15 protein-coding genes are annotated in these 17,039 nt (G+C 75.4%); 5 read left to right on the top strand and 10 right to left on the bottom strand.

Annotated features, from left to right (window positions below):
• Positions 1 to 40 precede the first annotated feature (40 nt).
• The 8 genes from F1544_RS02270 to F1544_RS02235 all read right to left on the bottom strand — a co-directional run bounded on the left by F1544_RS02270 (position 41) and on the right by F1544_RS02235 (position 7,965).
• Positions 41 to 901, bottom strand: coding sequence for a shikimate dehydrogenase (locus tag F1544_RS02270; RefSeq protein ID WP_167581624.1), 861 nt, complete (start codon positions 899 to 901; stop codon positions 41 to 43).
• Between the two features lie 31 nt (positions 902 to 932).
• Positions 933 to 2,042 (bottom strand): endolytic transglycosylase MltG, encoded by a 1,110-nt coding sequence (gene mltG, locus F1544_RS02265; protein ID WP_167581621.1) that lies wholly within the window; start codon positions 2,040 to 2,042, stop codon positions 933 to 935.
• Entirely contained in the window at positions 2,039 to 2,542 is a 504-nt protein-coding gene (gene ruvX / locus F1544_RS02260) for a Holliday junction resolvase RuvX (protein WP_373368048.1), read from the bottom strand. The genes mltG and ruvX overlap by 4 nt, the downstream gene beginning before the upstream one ends.
• Before the next feature lie 90 nt (positions 2,543 to 2,632).
• Positions 2,633 to 5,314 (bottom strand): alanine--tRNA ligase, encoded by a 2,682-nt coding sequence (gene alaS, locus F1544_RS02255; RefSeq protein ID WP_167581618.1) that lies wholly within the window; start codon positions 5,312 to 5,314, stop codon positions 2,633 to 2,635.
• Between the two features lie 85 nt (positions 5,315 to 5,399).
• Positions 5,400 to 5,633, bottom strand: a complete 234-nt coding sequence (locus F1544_RS02250; RefSeq protein WP_167581615.1) for a hypothetical protein — start codon at positions 5,631 to 5,633, stop codon at positions 5,400 to 5,402.
• Entirely contained in the window at positions 5,630 to 5,986 is a 357-nt protein-coding gene (locus F1544_RS02245; RefSeq protein WP_167581612.1) for a DUF948 domain-containing protein, read from the bottom strand. The genes F1544_RS02250 and F1544_RS02245 overlap by 4 nt, the downstream gene beginning before the upstream one ends.
• Positions 5,987 to 6,023: 37 nt before the next feature.
• On the bottom strand, positions 6,024 to 6,563 hold the full coding sequence (locus F1544_RS02240; protein WP_167581609.1) for a type II toxin-antitoxin system PemK/MazF family toxin: 540 nt from the start codon (positions 6,561 to 6,563) through the stop codon (positions 6,024 to 6,026).
• Positions 6,564 to 6,588: 25 nt separating this feature from the next.
• On the bottom strand, positions 6,589 to 7,965 hold the full coding sequence (locus tag F1544_RS02235; protein ID WP_308469835.1) for a replication-associated recombination protein A: 1,377 nt from the start codon (positions 7,963 to 7,965) through the stop codon (positions 6,589 to 6,591).
• A 152-nt stretch (positions 7,966 to 8,117) separates the two neighbouring features.
• Here F1544_RS02235 and F1544_RS02230 point away from each other — a divergent pair, with 152 nt between their 5' ends.
• The 5 genes from F1544_RS02230 to F1544_RS02210 all read left to right on the top strand — a co-directional run bounded on the left by F1544_RS02230 (position 8,118) and on the right by F1544_RS02210 (position 14,451).
• Positions 8,118 to 8,549, top strand: a complete 432-nt coding sequence (locus tag F1544_RS02230; RefSeq protein WP_167581606.1) for an STAS domain-containing protein — start codon at positions 8,118 to 8,120, stop codon at positions 8,547 to 8,549.
• 92 nt (positions 8,550 to 8,641) lie between these two features.
• The gene (locus F1544_RS02225; RefSeq protein ID WP_167581603.1) at positions 8,642 to 9,394 is read left to right on the top strand and encodes a response regulator transcription factor; all 753 of its coding nucleotides are present in this window, start codon (positions 8,642 to 8,644) and stop codon (positions 9,392 to 9,394) included.
• Positions 9,391 to 10,905, top strand: a complete 1,515-nt coding sequence (locus tag F1544_RS02220) for a sensor histidine kinase (RefSeq protein ID WP_308469834.1) — start codon at positions 9,391 to 9,393, stop codon at positions 10,903 to 10,905. The genes F1544_RS02225 and F1544_RS02220 overlap by 4 nt, the downstream gene beginning before the upstream one ends.
• 121 nt (positions 10,906 to 11,026) lie before the next feature.
• Positions 11,027 to 12,325 (top strand): bifunctional glycosyltransferase family 2/GtrA family protein, encoded by a 1,299-nt coding sequence (locus F1544_RS02215; RefSeq protein ID WP_167581600.1) that lies wholly within the window; start codon positions 11,027 to 11,029, stop codon positions 12,323 to 12,325.
• A complete protein-coding gene (locus F1544_RS02210; protein ID WP_167581597.1) occupies positions 12,322 to 14,451 on the top strand; it encodes an ArnT family glycosyltransferase in 2,130 nt (709 codons plus the stop codon). The genes F1544_RS02215 and F1544_RS02210 overlap by 4 nt, the downstream gene beginning before the upstream one ends.
• Positions 14,452 to 14,490: 39 nt before the next feature.
• Here the strand turns inward: F1544_RS02210 and F1544_RS26060 are convergent, their stop codons facing one another.
• Both F1544_RS26060 and aspS read right to left on the bottom strand, forming a co-directional pair.
• Positions 14,491 to 15,126 carry a phosphatase PAP2 family protein gene (locus F1544_RS26060; RefSeq protein ID WP_167581594.1) on the bottom strand — a complete coding sequence of 212 codons (636 nt, stop codon included), beginning with the start codon at positions 15,124 to 15,126 and terminating at the stop codon, positions 14,491 to 14,493.
• An 18-nt stretch (positions 15,127 to 15,144) separates the two neighbouring features.
• Positions 15,145 to 16,932 (bottom strand): aspartate--tRNA ligase, encoded by a 1,788-nt coding sequence (aspS, locus tag F1544_RS02200; RefSeq protein WP_167581591.1) that lies wholly within the window; start codon positions 16,930 to 16,932, stop codon positions 15,145 to 15,147.
• Between the last annotated feature and the right edge of the window lie 107 nt (positions 16,933 to 17,039).

The following is a 17,039-nucleotide window of genomic DNA, read 5'->3' as shown; positions in this document are numbered from 1 at the left end:
ATCGACCGTCGCGCCGGTCCGCTTGAGGGGTGGGCGCCGCTCAGGCCTGGGCGCGGGCGCGCAGCGCGGCGAGCCCGGCGGCGCGCATCGCCTCGACGGGCGCGGTGCGTCCCGTCATGAGCTGCACCTGGGCGGCGGCCTGGTGCAGCAGCATCTCGAAGCCGCCGACGACGACCCCGCCCCACGCGGCGGCCAGCGGCGTCGGCCACGGCGCGTAGACGACGTCGAGCAGCAGCGGCCACCAGACGGGGCGGAAGCCGCCCAGCAGCGCCTCCGTCATGGCGGCGGAGGCCCCGATCGGCACGGTGGACAGGACGACGTCGGCGGTCAGGGCCACGGGCAGCTCCGACCAGTCCCGCACGTCCAGCTCGCCGCCGAGGCGGGCCGCGACGGCGCGCAGCTCCCCCGCCCGCGTCGCGTTGCGCACGACCACGACGGGCCGCGTGCAGCCGGCCTGCAGCAGCGCGACGACCGCCGAGCGCGCCGTGGCTCCCCCGCCGAGGACGACGCCGCGGGAGATCCGCTGCGCCCCCTGCTCGGCCAGGGCGGTGACCAGGCCGATGACGTCGGTGTTCTCGGCCCGCAGGCGCACCCCGCGCCGGCCCGGGACGCCGCGGCGGTCCAGGCGCGGCTGCACGACGACCGTGTTCACGGAGCCGACGGCGCGGGCGAAGTCGCTGACCTCGTCGACCAGCGGGATGACCGCCTGCTTCAGCGGCATCGTCAGCGACAGCCCCGCCCACGTGGCGTCGAGGGCGGACACCACGTGCGGCAGCCGCTCCTCGTCCACCTCGAGCAGGTCGTACTCCCAGCCGTCCAGCTCCAGCGCCGCGTACGCCGCGCGGTGCAGGGCGGGCGAGAGGGAGTGCTGGATCGGCGACCCGCAGACCGCCGCCCTCACCGCCGGCCCCCCGCGCCCGTGCTCCGCCCGCTCACCCCTCCGGGTGCTCCCTCAGGTACTGCCGGAACAGCTCGACGTTGGCGGCGTGCTCCGCGTCCGTCGTGGCGAAGCGGGTCTCGCCCGTCGCCAGGTCCACCGTGACGAAGTAGAGCCACGGGCCGGGCGTGGGCTCCATGGCCGCCCGCAGCGCGTCCTCGCCGGGGTTGCTGATGGGCCCGGCCGGGAGGCCCGGGTGCAGGTAGGTGTTGTACGGCGAGTCCGTGGCCCGCTCGGCCGCGGTCGTCGTCACCGTGGAGCCGTTGACGGCGTAGCTCACGGTGGAGTCCAGCTGCAGGGGGCGGTCGGCCGCGAGGCGGTTGTCCAGGACGGTGACCACCTTGGCCATGTCCTCGGGGGTCCGCGCCTCCTTCTGGGCGATGCTCGCCTTCACGACGACGTCGTGCACGGCCTCGGGGGCGACGCCCAGGTCGGTGAGCGCCTGGTTGGTCCGCGCCACCATCCCGGACAGCAGCTGCACCGCCGTCTCGTCGGGGTTGACGTCCCACGTGGCCGGGAAGAGGTAGCCCTCGACGTTGCCGTTCGCGGCGGGCGGCAGGCCCAGCGCCGCCGGGTCCTGCAGCGCCGCGTCCAGCTCGGCGCGCGTGATGGGGGTCTGCTCGGCGATGCGGTCGAGCACCTGCGTGGCGCGCAGCCCCTCGGGGACCGTGAGCTTCGTGGTGATCCGCGACGCCGGGTCGAGCAGCAGCGAGACCGCCGCGGCACCGGACATCTCCTTCTTCAGCCGGTAGGTGCCCGGCTGGATGCCCGCGGTGTCCGGCTGGGCCGTCGCCGCCTTCACGAAGGCGCTCTGCGACTTCACGACGCCGGCCTCGGCGAGGGTCGCGCCGATCGCGCGGCCCGTGTCGCCGGAGGCGACCTTGACGTCGACCTGGCCGGATCCCGCGCCCTCGAAGTCGTCGCTCTCGGTCACGCTGGCGACGAGCGGGCCGAGGGTGCCCCAGGCGGCCCACGTCGCGCCGGCGAGCAGCAGGAGCGCCACGAGGACGGCGACCGCGGTGCGGCGCCGGCGCACGCGCCGGCGCTGCCGCTTGCCCGCTCCGTCGGGGCGCGAGGACCCCGGCAGGTCCGTGAGATCCATCATGAGCCCCAGCCTTCCCTGGCTTCAGGACGTGCGGTGGCGTCGGGACGTGCGGGAGGGGCCACCGACGCGGTGTCCGCGCCAGCCTGGCCCCGCGGCTTGCGCGGCTTGCGGACTCCGGTGGAGATCACCCGTCCGGGTGCACGCCCGGACGTGCGCTCGACGTCGAGCGCGGCCTGCAGGAGCACCACGGCGGCGACCTGGTCGACCACCGAGCGGAAGGAGCGCTCGCTGCGCCCCGACGCGTGCAGCACGCGGTGGGCGTCGACCGTGCTCAGCCGCTCGTCGACCATGCGGACCGGCAGCGGCGCGACGGCCTTCGCGACGCGGCCCGCGTAGTCCAGGGCCCGCTGCGCCGCAGCGCCTTCGGACCCGTCCATCGACAGCGGCAGCCCGACGACGACCTCGAGGACGCCGCGGTCGGCCGCCTCCCGGGCGACCTCGGCGACGTCCTCGTCGTGCACGGCGTCGCGCACCAGGGTGCGCAACGGGGTCGCGATCATCGCAGCAGGGTCGCACGTCGCCAGGCCGACGCGGACGCTGCCCACGTCGACGGCGAGTCGCACGCCCTGCCGCACTGAGTCCGTCACCGCTCAGGCACTGCCGGTGACGCGCTGCCCGACCGCGTGCTCGATGCCGGCGAGCGCCTCGCCGACCTTGGCCGCGTCCTGACCGCCGCCCTGGGCGACGTCGTCCTTGCCGCCCCCGCCGCCGCCGAGGGTCTTCGCGGCGCCGCGCACGAGCTCACCGGCCTTGACGCCCCAGCGGCGCGCCTCCTCGTTGGTCGCCACGACCACGACGGGCCGGTCCTTGGCGACGCCCGCGACCGCGACGACCGAGGGCCGGTCGTTGCCGAGGCGCGAGCGGACGTCGAGCACGAGGGTGCGCAGGTCGTCCGCCGAGGCGGCCCCCGCGTCGTGCACGACGACCGAGACGCCGAAGGTGTCCTTCGCCGCCGCCGCGACCTGCGGGGCCGCCGCGAGGACCTGCCCCGCCCGCAGCTTGGCGATCTCCTTCTCCGCGTCGCGCAGGCGGGTCATGAGGGCGCCGATGCGGTCGGGCAGCTCCTCCGGGCGCGCCTTGACGACGTCGGTGAGCTGGTTGACCAGCACGTGCTCGCGGGACAGGAACGCGTACGCGTCGTCGCCCACGAGCGCCTCGATGCGCCGGGCCCCGGAGCCGATGGAGCTCTCCGAGACGATGGAGACGAGGCCGACCTGGGTCGTGGTGAGGGTGTGGGTCCCGCCGCACAGCTCCTTGGACCAGTCTCCGCCGATCGACACCACGCGGACGCGGTCGCCGTACTTCTCCCCGAACAGGGCCATCGCGCCCGAGTTCAGCGCCGACTCGCGGTCCATCACGTCGGCGCGGACCTCGAGGTCGTCGGTGACGCGCGCGTTGACGACGGCCTCGATGTCCTGCACGACCTGCCCGGCCACGGAGGCGCTGGAGGAGTAGTCGAAGCGCAGCCGTCCCGGCGCGTTCTCCGACCCGGCCTGCGTCGCGGTGTCGCCCAGGTGCTCGCGCAGCACCTGGTGGACCAGGTGCGTCGCGGTGTGGGCGCGGCTGATGGAGCGGCGGCGGGTCGCGTCGACCTCGGCGTGCACGGCGTCGCCCGCGGTCAGCTCACCGCTGGTGACGGTGCCCTTGTGGACGTAGAGCCCGCGGACGGGCTGCTGCACGTCGTGGACCTCCACGACCGCGCCGGAGGCGGAGACGATGCGGCCGTGGTCGGCGAGCTGACCACCGCCCTCGGCGTAGAACGGCGTGCGGTCCAGGACCACCTCGACGTCCTCGCCCGCCCGCACCGCGGGGGTCGAGGCACCCGCGACGAGCAGCACGGACACCCGGGCCTCCGACGACGGCTGCTCGTAGCCCGTGAACAGCACGGGGGCGGACAGGCTCTCCAGCAGCGCGCGGTAGCCGGAGAGGTCGGCGCCGCCGGCCCGCTTGGCGCGCGCGTCGGCCTTCGCGCGGTCGCGCTGCTCGGCCATGAGGCGGCGGAAGCCCGCCTCGTCGACGGAGACGCCCTGCTCGGCCGCCATCTCCAGCGTCAGGTCGATGGGGAAGCCGAAGGTGTCGTGCAGCGCGAAGGCGCGCTCGCCCGACAGCGACGTCCCGCCCGCGGACTTCGTCTGGCGCACCGCGGTCTCGAACAGCGTCGTGCCGGAGACGAGGGTGCGGCGGAACGCGTCCTCCTCGGCGTAGGCGACCGAGGCGATGCGCTCGAAGTCGCGGCGCAGGTCCGGGTAGGAGGCGCTCATGACCTCCATGGACGCGGGCAGCAGGTGCGGCAGCGCCTCCTCCTCCACGCCCAGCAGGCGCATCGCGCGCACGGCGCGGCGGATGAGGCGGCGCAGGACGTAGCCGGGGCCCTCGTTGCCGGGGGTCACGCCGTCGCCGATGAGCATGAGGGCGCTGCGGACGTGGTCGGCCACGACGCGCATGCGGACGTCGTCGTCGTGCACCGCGCCGTAGCGCTTGCCCGACAGCTGCGCCGCGCGGTCCAGCACCGGCCGGACCTCGTCGATCTCGTACATGTTGTCGACGCCCTGCAGCAGGAACGCGACGCGCTCCAGGCCCATGCCGGTGTCGATGTTCTTCGCGGGCAGCTCGCCCTCGACGTCGAAGTCCGTCTTCGAGCGGACCGCCGAGAGCTGGTACTGCATGAAGACGAGGTTCCAGATCTCGATGTAGCGGTCCTCGTCGGCCTCCGGGCCGCCCTCGGCGCCGAACTCGGGCCCGCGGTCGTAGTAGATCTCCGAGCAGGGGCCACCGGGGCCGGGCTGGCCGGTCTGCCAGTAGTTGTCGGCCTTGCCGCGGCGCTGGATGCGCTCCGCGGGCACGCCGATCCCGCGCCACAGGGCCTCGGCCTCGTCGTCGTCGAGGTAGACGGTGACCCAGAGGCGCTGCGGGTCGAAGCCCAGGCCGCCGTCGGCCTGCGGGGTCGTCAGCAGCGCCCACGCGAAGTCGATGGCCTCGCGCTTGAAGTAGTCGCCGAAGGAGAAGTTGCCGTTCATCTGGAAGAACGTGCCGTGCCGCGTGGTCTTGCCGACCTCCTCGATGTCGAGGGTCCGCAGGCACTTCTGCACGCTCGTGGCCCGCTTGTACGGCGCGGGCACCTGAGCGGTGAGGTAGGGGATGAAGGGCACCATCCCGGCCACGGTGAACATGAGGCTGGGGTCGGTGGAGACCAGCGAGGCGCTGGGCACGACGGTGTGGCCCCTGCTCTCGAAGAACTCCAGCCAGCGGCGACGGATCTCTGCCGTCTGCATCGTGGTGATGCCTCCTGCTCGTGGTTCGGGGGTGGTGCTCGTGGTCCTGCGGTCGTCGTGCGGGTGGTCCTGCGGGTCGTGCGGTCTAGGGGAGGTCCGGGTGCACGCCGGCGGGCTCCTGCACCAGTCTGCGCGCTGACGCGGCCGGCACGCCGCCCGCGTCGACGCCCAGGGCCAGCCGCAGCTCGGCCTCGCGCTGCGCGGTGCCCTCCGCGACGGCGCCCGCGAAGGCGCGCAGCGAGCCGGTGCGGTGGCGGACCAGGACGGTCGCGGCGGCCAGCACCGCGAGCGCTCCCCCGGCCAGCTGCCGCGTCGTCACGACCGGGCCCGGCCGCGCCGCAGCGCCGAGCGCACCCCGTAGCTGAAGGCGGCCACCTTCACGACGGGCGTGCCCAGCGTGGCGGCGAACAGCCCCGTGAGGGCCGAGACGTTGGTGCTGATCTGCGCGGCGCTGGTGGTCACGGTGTCCACCTTCGCGAGCTGCGCGCTGGTCGTCGAGACGGCCTCCGTGACCGACGCCAGCAGCGGCCCGGTGCTGTCGGAGATCTGCTTGACCGTCGCGCGGGTCTGGTCCAGGACGCGGCCCAGCTTCACGAGCGGGACGGCGAGGACGCCCACGAGAGCCACGAAGGCCAGCGCCGCGATCAGTCCCGCCCAGTCCCCTACCGACACGGGCCACGACCCTACCGTCTGCCCCCACCGCGGCCGGTCACCAGCCGTTCACCCGCCGGGCCTCGGCCACCACCTCGTCGAAGCGCTCCCGCGGCAGCGTCGAGCCCTCGCGGCGCACCTGCGCGGGCGACACCGTGAGCACCCGGTCGACGCGGACCTCGCTGGGCCGGCCCTGCCGGTCCCAGGCCCCGGTCCCGACGTCGACCCAGCTCCGCCCGTCCGCCGGACGCCCGTCGTGGTCCTTGCTCGTGAGCATCAGGCCCACGAGGTCCGCACCCGTGCGGCCCACGATGAGCACCGGCCGGTCCTTGCCCCGCCCGTCGTCCTCCTCGTAGGGCACCCACGTCCAGACGACCTCGCCCGGGTCGGGGTGGCCGTCGGCGCGGGGCGCGTACTCGACCTGCACGCGCCCGGGGACGGCCGACGCGCCGCCGCGCCGGGGACGCGGGCGCTCGCGGGCGGCGTCGACCGTGTCGGGCGTCCGGCGGGGCGCGGCGCTGCGGCGCTCGAGCTCCGCCAGGGCGGCGCGGCCGCCGAGGGCGAGCAGGCGGGTGAGGGTGGATCGCAGACCAGGCACGGGCGGACCCTAGCCAGCCGCGGCGTCAGCGGCCGCGGACGATCCGGCGCAGCCGGGTGAGGCGCTCGCGGACCTGGGCCTCGAAGCCCCGGTCGGTGGGGACGTAGTAGTCCCTGCCCACCAGCTCGTCGGGCGCGTACTGCTGCTCGGCGACGCCGGCCGGCGCGTCGTGGGAGTACTGGTAGCCCTTGCCGTGGCCCAGGCGGGCCGCGCCGGAGTAGTGGGCGTCGCGCAGGTGCGGCGGGACGGTGCCCGCGAGGCCGCCGCGGACGTCGGCGATGGCGGCGCCGATGCCGTTGTAGACGGCGTTGGACTTGGGCGCGACGGCGTTGTGCACGACGGCCTGGGCCAGGATGATCCGCGCCTCGGGCATGCCGATCTGCGCGACGGCGTGCAGGGCCGCGACCGCCGTCTGCAGGGCGCTCGGGTCGGCCATGCCGACGTCCTCCGAGGCCGAGATGACGATGCGGCGGGCGATGAAGCGGGGGTCCTCCCCCGCCTCCAGCATCCGGGCCAGGTAGTGCAGGGCGGCGTCGACGTCGCTGCCGCGCATGGACTTGATGAGCGCGCTGGCGACGTCGTAGTGCTGGTCGCCGGCCCGGTCGTAGCGCACCGCGGCGCGGTCCAGCGCCGTCTCGGCGTGCGCGAGCGTGATCCGCGGCGGGCCCGCGGACGCGTCGTCGAACGCCGTGCCCGCGGCCGCCTCGAGCGCGGTCAGCGCCCGCCGCGCGTCCCCGTCGGCCAGGCGCACCAGGTGCGCGAGCGCCTCGGGCGAGAGCTCCACCTCCCCCGCGAGCCCCCGCGGGTCGGCGACGGCGCGCTCCAGCAGCCCGCGGACGTCGTCGTCGTCCAGCGGCTGCAGGGTCAGCAGCAGCGAGCGCGACAGGAGCGGGGTGACGACGGAGAAGTTGGGGTTCTCCGTCGTGGCGGCCACCAGGACGACCCAGCGGTTCTCGACCCCCGGCAGCAGCGCGTCCTGCTGCGCCTTGGTGAAGCGGTGGATCTCGTCGAGGAACAGCACCGTCTGGCGGCGGTAGAGGTCGCGGCCGTCGCGCGCCTCCTCCATGACCTTGCGGACGTCCTTGACGCCCGCGGTCACGGCCGAGAGCTCCGCGAACCGCCGCCCGCCCGAGCGCGCGAGCACGTGCGCGAGCGTCGTCTTGCCCGTGCCCGGGGGCCCCCAGAGGATCACCGAGGCGGGCCCCGCGCGGCCGAGCTCCTCCTCCGACGCGAGCCGCCGCAGCGGCGATCCGGGGCCGAGCAGGTGCTGCTGGCCGACGACCTCGTCGATGCTGCGCGGGCGCATCCGGACGGCGAGCGGGGCTCCCGCGAGGACGGTGGGGACGTCGCCGCCGGTGCCCGGGTCGTCGTCGAGCCCGGGGCTGGAGAACAGGTCGGCCACGGGCGCCACCGTAGTCGCCGGGCCGCGCCGGACGGTCCCCGCACAGGCGGCGTCCAGCCCTTCCAGGAGATGCACAGCGCGCACCGGCGCCCCACCCACGCGCGGGGTCGAGGGTTGCCGCACCAGAACCCCTCCACCCCAGGGAGACCGCCATGACCACCACCCCGTTCCGCCTCGTCAGCCGCACCGTGACGACGCCGCCCCGCGGCGCCGAGCTGCCGTCCCTCACCGCGGGCGCCTTCGACGACGAGCAGGTCCCGGCCTCGGCCGTGCGCACGCGGCGGCGCGGCGCCGTCCTCGACGTCGTCCTCACCGGCGACGTCGACCTCCTCCTGACCCCGCGCCTGGACGAGGTGCTCGTGCAGGCCGAGACGCACTGCCGCGGTCGCGAGCACCCGCGCGTGCACCTGGACCTGCGCGGCGTGACCGCGGTGGACTCGACGGCGGTCCGCTTCGTCGAGCAGCTGCGCCGCTGCACCGCCCGCGCGGGCGGATCGTGCTCGCAGTCGTCGGCGCGCGGAGCGGTCCAGCGCGTGCTGGCCCTGGCCCGGACCCTGCCCACCGGCGAGCTCGCCGCCTCCTGACCGGCCGGCGGTCCCCCGTGGCAACGACCACTCACAGGTCGGTCACAGTCTTCCCCGGGACACCACGCAGGTGGGGGTCCGATGATCGGGGCATGACCGCGCCGACCGCCGCCCGCCGCACGGAGCTCTCGCGCCCCGACGGCACCGCCCTGCGAGTGCTCGTGGTCGACGACGAGTCGACCCTCTCCGAGCTCCTGTCGATGACCCTGCGCTACGAGGGCTGGGAGGTGCAGACCGCCGGCAACGGCCTCGAGGCCGTCCGCGCCGCCCGCACCTTCCGCCCCGACGCGGTGATCCTCGACATCATGCTGCCGGACATCGACGGCCTGGAGGTGCTGCGCCGCCTGCGCGCCGACGCCACCGACGTGCCCGTGCTGTTCCTCACGGCCAAGGACGCCGTCGAGGACCGCGTCGCCGGTCTCACGGCGGGCGGCGACGACTACGTCACCAAGCCGTTCAGCCTCGAGGAGGTCGTGGCCCGCCTGCGCAGCCTCCTGCGGCGCTCGGGCCTCGCGGCCGCCAAGCAGGAACCCGTGCTCGCGGTCGGCGACCTGGTGCTGGACGAGGACAGCCACGAGGTGGTGCGCGCCGGCACCGAGATCCGGCTGACCGCCACCGAGTTCGAGCTGCTGCGCTACCTCATGCGCAACCCCCGCCGCGTGCTGTCGAAGGCGCAGATCCTCGACCGGGTCTGGAACTACGACTTCGGCGGTCAGGCGAACATCGTCGAGCTCTACATCTCCTACCTGCGCCGCAAGATCGACGCGGGCCGCAACCCGATGATCCACACCGTCCGCGGTGCCGGGTACGTCCTGAAGCCCGCGGACGCCGCGCCGCCCGCGTGAACTCCCTGCGGTCCCGGCTGACGCCGCAGTCGCTGCGCAGCCGGTTGCTGGTCACGACGATCGCGCTGCTGCTCGGCGTCGGCCTCGTCATCGGCGTCGTCACCACGATCGCGCTGCGGCACACCCTGAACGGCCAGCTCAACACCCAGCTGGAGGAGGCCGCGGGCCGTTCCCAGCGCCTCGTCGCGGGCGACTTCCGCGGCGGCGGGGTCCCCCGACCGGGGCTGCCCGGGTTCGACGCCGACGACACCGCCTGCGCCACCGGTTCGCTGCCCGCCCTGGGTGGGCCCGGCCAGGTCGACGGGACCCTCTACGCCCAGTTCGTCGGCGGCCGGGTCGACCTGGCCGACACCGGTGTCCTGGAGATCAGCGCGACCCAGGCGTGCAGCTCGCCCCTGACCGGCGCGCAGGCCGCGCAGCTGAGGAGCGTCGCCGGCGACGGGCAGCACACCGTCGACCTCGACGGCCTCGGCGACTACCGCGTGAGCGCCACGACCCGGGCCGACGGTTCCGTCGCCGTCACGGGCCTGCCGCTGGACGGGGTGAACCGCACGGTCCTGTCCGTGATCGCCGTGGAGGCGGGCGCCCTGCTCGTGGGGGTGGCCGCGGCCGCCGTCCTCGGCTCCGTCCTCATCCGCCGCGACCTGCTGCCGCTGCGGCGCGTCGCCGCGACCGCGGGGCGCGTCTCGGAGCTCCAGCTGGACCGCGGCGACGTCGGTCTCGAGGACCGGGTCCCGCTGCAGGACACCGACGAGAACACCGAGGTCGGCCGCGTCGGGTTGGCGCTGAACCGGATGCTCGACCACGTCAGCAGCGCGCTGGAGGCGCGGCACGCCTCCGAGCTGCAGGTGCGGCAGTTCGTCGCCGACGCCTCCCACGAGCTCCGCACCCCGCTGGCGGCGATCCGCGGGTACTCCGAGCTGACCCGCCGCAGCCGCGACGCCGTCCCGCCGGACGTGCTGCACGCCATGGGGCGCGTGGAGTCCGAGGCCGTGCGCATGACGGGCCTCGTGGAGGACCTGCTGCTGCTCGCGCGGCTCGACGCGGGGCGCCCGCTGGAGCGCCGGCCCGTCGACCTCACGATGATCGTCCTGGACGCCGTCAGCGACGCGCAGGTCGCCGGCCGCGACCACACCTGGCGCCTGGACCTGCCCGACGAGGTCGTCGAGGTCGTCGGCGACCAGGGCCGCCTGCACCAGGTGCTGACCAACCTGCTGGCCAACGCGCGCACCCACACCCCGCCCGGGACCACGGTGACCGTGGGCATCCGCGCCGAGGGTGGCGCGGCGCACCTCGACGTCGTCGACGACGGCCCGGGCATCCCGCCGCAGACGCTGCCGCACGTGTTCGAGCGGTTCGCGCGCGGCGACTCCTCCCGCTCGCGCGAGGCCGGCAGCACCGGCCTCGGCCTGGCCATCGTCGACGCGGTCGTGGCCTCGCACCACGGGGCCGTGTCGGTCCAGAGCACCCCGGGGCGCACGGCGTTCCGGGTCACGCTGCCCACCGCCTGAGGGTCCCCGGGCGGGGACGCGGCGCCCTCGTCCGGCCCCGAGCCCGGTGCGGGGCGAGACCCACAGGTCGACCACAGCGCGGCCCCACACCGCGCGGAGGTCGGCGACCGAGAGTCCTCCCATGACAGCGACGACGATCCCGCCCGGGCGGACGACGACCCCGCGCCCGCGCACTGCCGTCGACGCGGAGCCCCGGGAACCCTCCTCCGCCCCCGTCCTGGACGTCGTGGTGCCGGTGTTCGACGAGGAGACCGACCTCGGGCCCTGCGTGCGCCGGCTGCACGCCCACCTCGCCGGGTTCCCCTTCCCCTCCCGGATCACCATCGCCGACAACGCCAGCACCGACGCGACCCCCGAGGTCGCCCGGGCGCTGGCCGCGGAACTGCCCGGAGTCCGCTTCGTCCGGATGGAGGAGAAGGGGCGCGGCCGGGCGCTGAACCAGGTGTGGTCCACCTCCGACGCGGACGTCCTGGCGTACATGGACGTGGACCTGTCCACCGACCTCGCCGCGCTGCTGCCGCTGGTCGCCGGACTGCTGTCGGGGCACTCCGACGTGGCGATCGGCTCGCGCCTGGCGCGGGGTTCCGTCGTCGTGCGCGGCGCCCGGCGCGAGGTCATCTCCCGCTGCTACAACCTCCTGCTGCACGGGACCCTGCGGGTGCGCTTCAGCGACGCCCAGTGCGGGTTCAAGGCGATCCGCGCCGACGTCGCGCGCCAGCTGCTGCCGCTCGTGGAGGACACGGGCTGGTTCTTCGACACCGAGCTCCTCGTGCTCGCCGAGCGCTCGGGCCTGCGCATCCAGGAGATCCCCGTGGACTGGGTCGACGACCCGGACAGCCGCGTCGACATCGTCGCCACAGCCCTCGCCGACCTGCGGGGCATCCGCCGCCTCGGCACGGCCATCGCCACCGGTCGCGTTCCGCTGCAGCAGGTCCGCGAGAGCCTGGGCCGCGGCCGGCAGCCCGCCTCGCTCGCCGGGGTGCCCACGAGCCTGGCGGGGCAGCTCGCGCGCTTCGTCGGCGTGGGCCTGGTCTCCACGCTCGCCTACGCCCTGCTGTACCTGCTGTTCCAGGAGGGTTCCGGCGCCCAGGTCGCCAACTTCCTCGCCCTGCTGGTGACGGCCGTGGCGAACACCGCCCTGAACCGCCGGCTCACCTTCGGCGTGCGGGGCCGCGAGGGGGCGGGCCGGCACCAGGCGCAGGGGCTGCTCGTGTTCCTGCTCGGCTGGGCCATCACCGCCGGCAGCCTCGCCCTCCTGCACGTGGGCGCTCCCGCCGCGGGGCGGGGCGTGGAGCTCGCCGTCCTGACCGTCGCGAACCTGGCCGCCACCGTGGTCCGGTTCCTGCTCCTGCGCACCTGGGTGTTCCCGGGACGTCGCCACCACCGACCCGGCAGCACCACCGGAGGGACCACCCGATGAGCGTCTCCCCCGACCTGACCGGCCGCTGGTTCCGGCGGCGCGAGACGGCCGCCGTCACGGCGACGTCGCCCGTCACCACCGCCCCGGGGCGGGCGGCCCGCCTGTGGCGCGGCCGCCCCGGCGACCCCGCCTGGGTGCGGCCCGCGGTGCTCGGCCTGCTGGTGGCCACCGCGGTGCTCTACACCGCGGGGCTGTCGGCCTCGGGCTGGGGCAACGCCTTCTACGCCGCTGCGGTGCAGGCGGGTTCGCGGTCGTGGGAGGCGTTCTTCTACGGCTCCTCCGACGCCGCCAACGCCATCACGGTCGACAAGCCGCCCGCCTCGCTGTGGGTCATGGCGCTCTCGGTGCGGATCTTCGGGTTGTCGTCCTGGTCGGTCCTGCTGCCCCAGGCCGTCGAGGGCGTCGCCGCCGTGGGCGTCCTGTTCGCCGCGGTCCGGCGCCGCTCGACGCCCGCGGCCGGGCTGCTCGCCGGCGCGGTGCTGGCGCTCACCCCCGTCGCGGCGCTGATGTTCCGCTTCGACAACCCCGACGCGCTGCTCGTGCTCGTCATGGTCGTCGCCACGTGGGCGCTGCTGCGCTCGGTCGACTCCGGCCGCGCGCGCTGGCTCGTGCTCTGCGGGGCCCTGCTCGGCCTCGGGTTCCTCACCAAGCAGCTGCAGGTGCTCCTCGTCCTGCCCGGGCTGGCGCTGGCCTACCTGTGGGCGGCGCCGCACCCCCTGGGACGCCGGACCCGGCACCTGCTGCTCGGGGGCCTCGCCCTCGTCGTCGCGGCCGGCTGGTGGGTCGCCGTCGTGGAACTCGTGCCCGCGTCGATGCGCCCCTACGTCGGGGGCTCGCAGGACGACTCGATCCTCGGGCTCACGTTCGGCTACAACGGCTTCGGCCGCCTGACGGGCGAGGAGACCGGCAGCGTCGGGGGCGGCGGCGGCTGGGGCGAGACCGGCATCGCCCGGTTGTTCGGCAGCGAGATGGGCGGCCAGATCGCGTGGCTCCTGCCCGCCGCGCTGCTGCTCGCGGCCGCCGGGTTCGTCCTCACCCGGCGCGCCCCGCGCACCGATCCGCACCGCGCCGCCTACGTGGCCTGGACCGGCTGGGTGCTCGTCACCGGCCTCACCTTCAGCTTCATGTCGGGGATCATCCACCCCTACTACACGGTCGCCCTGGCGCCCGGCGTCGCGGCGCTCGTCGGCCTCGGGGCCGTCGACCTGTGGCGCTCGCGCGCCCGCCGGTGGGCGCTGCCCGCCCTCGCGGGCGTCGTGCTGCTCACCGCGGTGTGGTCGGCCGTCCTGCTCGGGCGGACCCCGGAGTTCATCCCGTGGCTGCGTGCCGTCGTGCTCGTCGCCGGGGTGCTCGGCGCCGCGGCGCTCGTGGCGGGTTCGCTGCTGCGGCACCGGCTGGTGCCCGCGCTGCTGCGCGGGGGCCTCGCCGCGGCCGTGGTGGCCGGGCTCGCCGGCCCCGTCGCCTACACCGCGCAGACCGTCTCCACGGGTCACGAGGGCTCGATCGTGTCGGCCGGCCCCACCGTGGCCGGGGCGGCCGGCGGCCGGCCCGGCGCGGGCTTCGCCGGCGGTGGGCCGTCCCGCGGCCGCTTCGGTGGGCAGGTCGGTGGGCAGGCCGGTGGGCAGGGCGCGACGGCCGCCGCTCCTCCGGGCGGGTTCGCCGGTGGGTTCGCCCCGGGCGGCGGGCCGACCGGGGTCCGCGGCACCGGCGGCGGGATGGGAGGCCTGCTGGGCTCGACGACACCCGGCGCGGACGTCGTCGCACTCCTGGAGGCCGACGCCTCCTCCTACCGCTGGGTCCTCGCGACCACGGGCTCCAACAACGCCGCGGGCTACCAGCTCGCGACGCAGGACCCGGTGATGGCCGTCGGCGGGTTCAACGGCACCGACCCGTCGCCGACGCTGGCGCAGTTCCAGGCGCACGTCGCCGCCGGGGACATCCACTACTACGCGCAGGGCCGCAGCCTCGGCGGCGCCTCGAGCACGGGCGGCACCGAGCCCGCGGCCCAGATCGCGGCGTGGGTCGCGGAGAACTTCACCACCACGACCGTGGACGGCACGACGTTCTACGACCTCACGCAGCCGGTCGCGGCGTCCACCGCCCTCGCCTCCGCCACCGCCGCGTGACCCAGCCCTGCCGTGGTCGTGCAGGTGATGCCTGCATGATCACGGCGGGGAGGGGCGGGTCCCCGGTCCGGGGCGACGGTGGGCGACGGCCGTCGCGGTCGCCACCAGCAGCCCCGCGAAGAGCCAGCCCGCGAGGACGTCGCTCGGCCAGTGGGCCCCGAGCCAGACGCGGTCGACGCCGACGACGAGCAGGACCACCGCGCCGACCGCCCACCGTCGCCACCGGCGCGCCCGGTCGGCGGCGGGCGGCAGGAGCAGGATCAGGACGTAGAGGACCACGGTCGCCGACGCCAGGGCGTGCCCGGACGGGTAGGAGCCGCCGCCCGCGGTGGTCAGCCCCGCCTCCAGGGCGGGCCGGGGCCGGTCGACGAGCGTCTTGACCAGCGGGGACACCGCGACGGCGGCGGCCCCGGCCGCGAGCGCGGCCAGGGCGTCACGACGGCGGCCCCGCCCGAACACCGCGATGAGGGCGAGGACCCCGGCCGTGTGGAACCACACCGGTTGCGTCACCTGCTCGAGGACCTGCCAGCCCGTCGTGACCGCCGGGGACCGCAGGGCCGCCGCGACGGCCGCCCGGGAGACGGGGCCGTCGACCCCGCCCGTCCAGCCCCGCAGCACGGCCACCGTGAGGAGGCCGACGGCGGCGGCGCAGGCCAGGGCCGCCCGCACCGCCACCCTCCCCTTCTCCACGCCTCAGGCGCCGGCGGGCGCCGCCCCGGGCACCGGGGGCTTCGCGTCGACCCCGGCCTCCTTGCGCTGCTGCGGGGTGATGGGCGCCGGCGCGGCCGTCAGCGGGTCGTAGCCGCCGCCGGACTTCGGGAAGGCGATGACCTCGCGGATGGAGTCCGCACCCGCCAGGAGGGCGACGATGCGGTCCCAGCCGAACGCGATCCCGCCGTGCGGGGGCGCGCCGAAGGTGAACGCGTCGAGGAGGAAGCCGAACTTCTCCTGCGCCGAGGCCTCGTCGATGCCCATGACCGCGAACACGCGCTCCTGCACGTCGCGGCGGTGGATCCGGATCGAGCCGCCGCCGATCTCGTTGCCGTTGCAGACGATGTCGTAGGCGTTGGTCAGCGCCGAGCCGGGGTCGACGTCGAAGGTGTCGAGGTGCTCGGGCTTGGGTGCGGTGAACGCGTGGTGCACCGCGTTCCAGGCCCCGCCGCCGATCGACACGTCGTCGTCCTCGGCGGCGTTCTTGAACATGGGGGCGTCGACGATCCACGTGAAGGCCCACGCCGACTCGTCGACGAGGCCGCAGCGGCGGGCGATCTCACCGCGGGCCGCGCCCAGCAGCGCGCGGGACGGGTTCAGCGCCCCGGCCGCGAAGAACACGCAGTCGCCGGGCGCCGCGCCGACGTGCGCCGCGAGCCCCGCCTTCTCGGTGTCGGAGAGGTTCTTCGCGACGGGACCGCCCAGCTCGCCGTCCTCGCCGACCAGCACGTAGGCCAGGCCGCGGGCCCCGCGCTGCTTGGCCCACTCCTGCCACGCGTCGAGCTGCTTGCGGGGCTGCGAGGCCCCGCCGGGCATGACGACGGCGCCGACGTAGGGGGCCTGGAAGACGCGGAACGGGGTGTCGGCGAAGTACGCCGTGCAGTCGACGAGCTCGACCGCGAAGCGCAGGTCCGGCTTGTCGCTGCCGTAGCGCGCCATGGCGTCCTCGAACGTCATGCGCGGGATGGGCGTCACGACGTCGTGGCCGATCAGCTTCCACAGCGCGACGAGCACCTCCTCCGCGAGCGCCAGGACGTCGTCCTGCTCGACGAAGCTCATCTCGACGTCGAGCTGCGTGAACTCCGGCTGCCGGTCGGCGCGGAAGTCCTCGTCGCGGTAGCAGCGCGCGATCTGGTAGTACCGCTCCAGCCCGGCGACCATCAGCAGCTGCTTGAACAGCTGCGGGCTCTGCGGCAGCGCGTACCAGGACCCCGGGCTCAGGCGGGCGGGCACCAGGAAGTCGCGCGCGCCCTCGGGCGTGGAGCGCGTGAGGGTCGGGGTCTCGACCTCGGTGAAGGCGTGCGCCTCGAGGACCTCGCGCGCGGCCCGGTTCACCTGGCTGCGCAGCTTGATCGCGTTCGCGGGGCCCGTGCGGCGCAGGTCGAGGTAGCGGTACTTCAGGCGCGCCTCCTCGCCCACCTCGACGTGGTCGTCGATCTGGAACGGCAGCGGCGCGGCGGAGCTCAGGACCTCCAGCTCGGTCGTGTCCACCTCGACGGCGCCCGTCGGCAGGTTGGGGTTCTCGTTGCCGGCCGGGCGCTCGCGGACGGCGCCGGTGATGCGCACGCAGTACTCGTTGCGCAGGTCGTGGGCGCCGCCGCGCTCGAGGACCTCGTCGCGCGCGACGACCTGCACGACGCCCGAGGCGTCGCGCAGGTCCAGGAAGGCCACTCCCCCGTGGTCCCGCCGTCGCGCCACCCAGCCGGTGAGCGTGACGGTCTGTCCGGCGTGACCGGCACGCAGGGTGCCGGCCTCGTGGGTGCGGAGCACAGGAGGTCCTCTCGTCGTCGGGCGCGGGAGTGCGCGCCGACGATCCTACGGACGTCCTCGCGCCCGCGCCGCCACCCTCGCGGCGCACCGGGCGGGCCACCCCCGGG

Origin of the sequence: Kineococcus rubinsiae (genome assembly GCF_011839805.1) — a bacterium.
GTDB lineage: Bacteria > Actinomycetota > Actinomycetes > Actinomycetales > Kineococcaceae > Kineococcus > Kineococcus rubinsiae.
The sequence above is the reverse complement of the archived record's forward strand: the minus strand, read 5'-3'. Positions and strand labels throughout refer to the sequence as shown.

What these genes read in the sequence shown, in the direction of transcription:
- ruvX (WP_373368048.1), bottom strand. Translation starts at nt 2,542, where the DNA reads ATGATCGCGACCCCGTTGCGCACCCTGGTGCGCGACGCCGTGCACGAC.
- F1544_RS02225 (WP_167581603.1), top strand. Translation starts at nt 8,642, where the DNA reads ATGACCGCGCCGACCGCCGCCCGCCGCACGGAGCTCTCGCGCCCCGAC.
- F1544_RS02210 (WP_167581597.1), top strand. Translation starts at nt 12,322, where the DNA reads ATGAGCGTCTCCCCCGACCTGACCGGCCGCTGGTTCCGGCGGCGCGAG.
- F1544_RS02230 (WP_167581606.1), top strand. Translation starts at nt 8,118, where the DNA reads ATGACCACCACCCCGTTCCGCCTCGTCAGCCGCACCGTGACGACGCCG.
- alaS (WP_167581618.1), bottom strand. Translation starts at nt 5,314, where the DNA reads ATGCAGACGGCAGAGATCCGTCGCCGCTGGCTGGAGTTCTTCGAGAGC.
- F1544_RS02215 (WP_167581600.1), top strand. Translation starts at nt 11,027, where the DNA reads ATGACAGCGACGACGATCCCGCCCGGGCGGACGACGACCCCGCGCCCG.
- mltG (WP_167581621.1), bottom strand. Translation starts at nt 2,042, where the DNA reads ATGATGGATCTCACGGACCTGCCGGGGTCCTCGCGCCCCGACGGAGCG.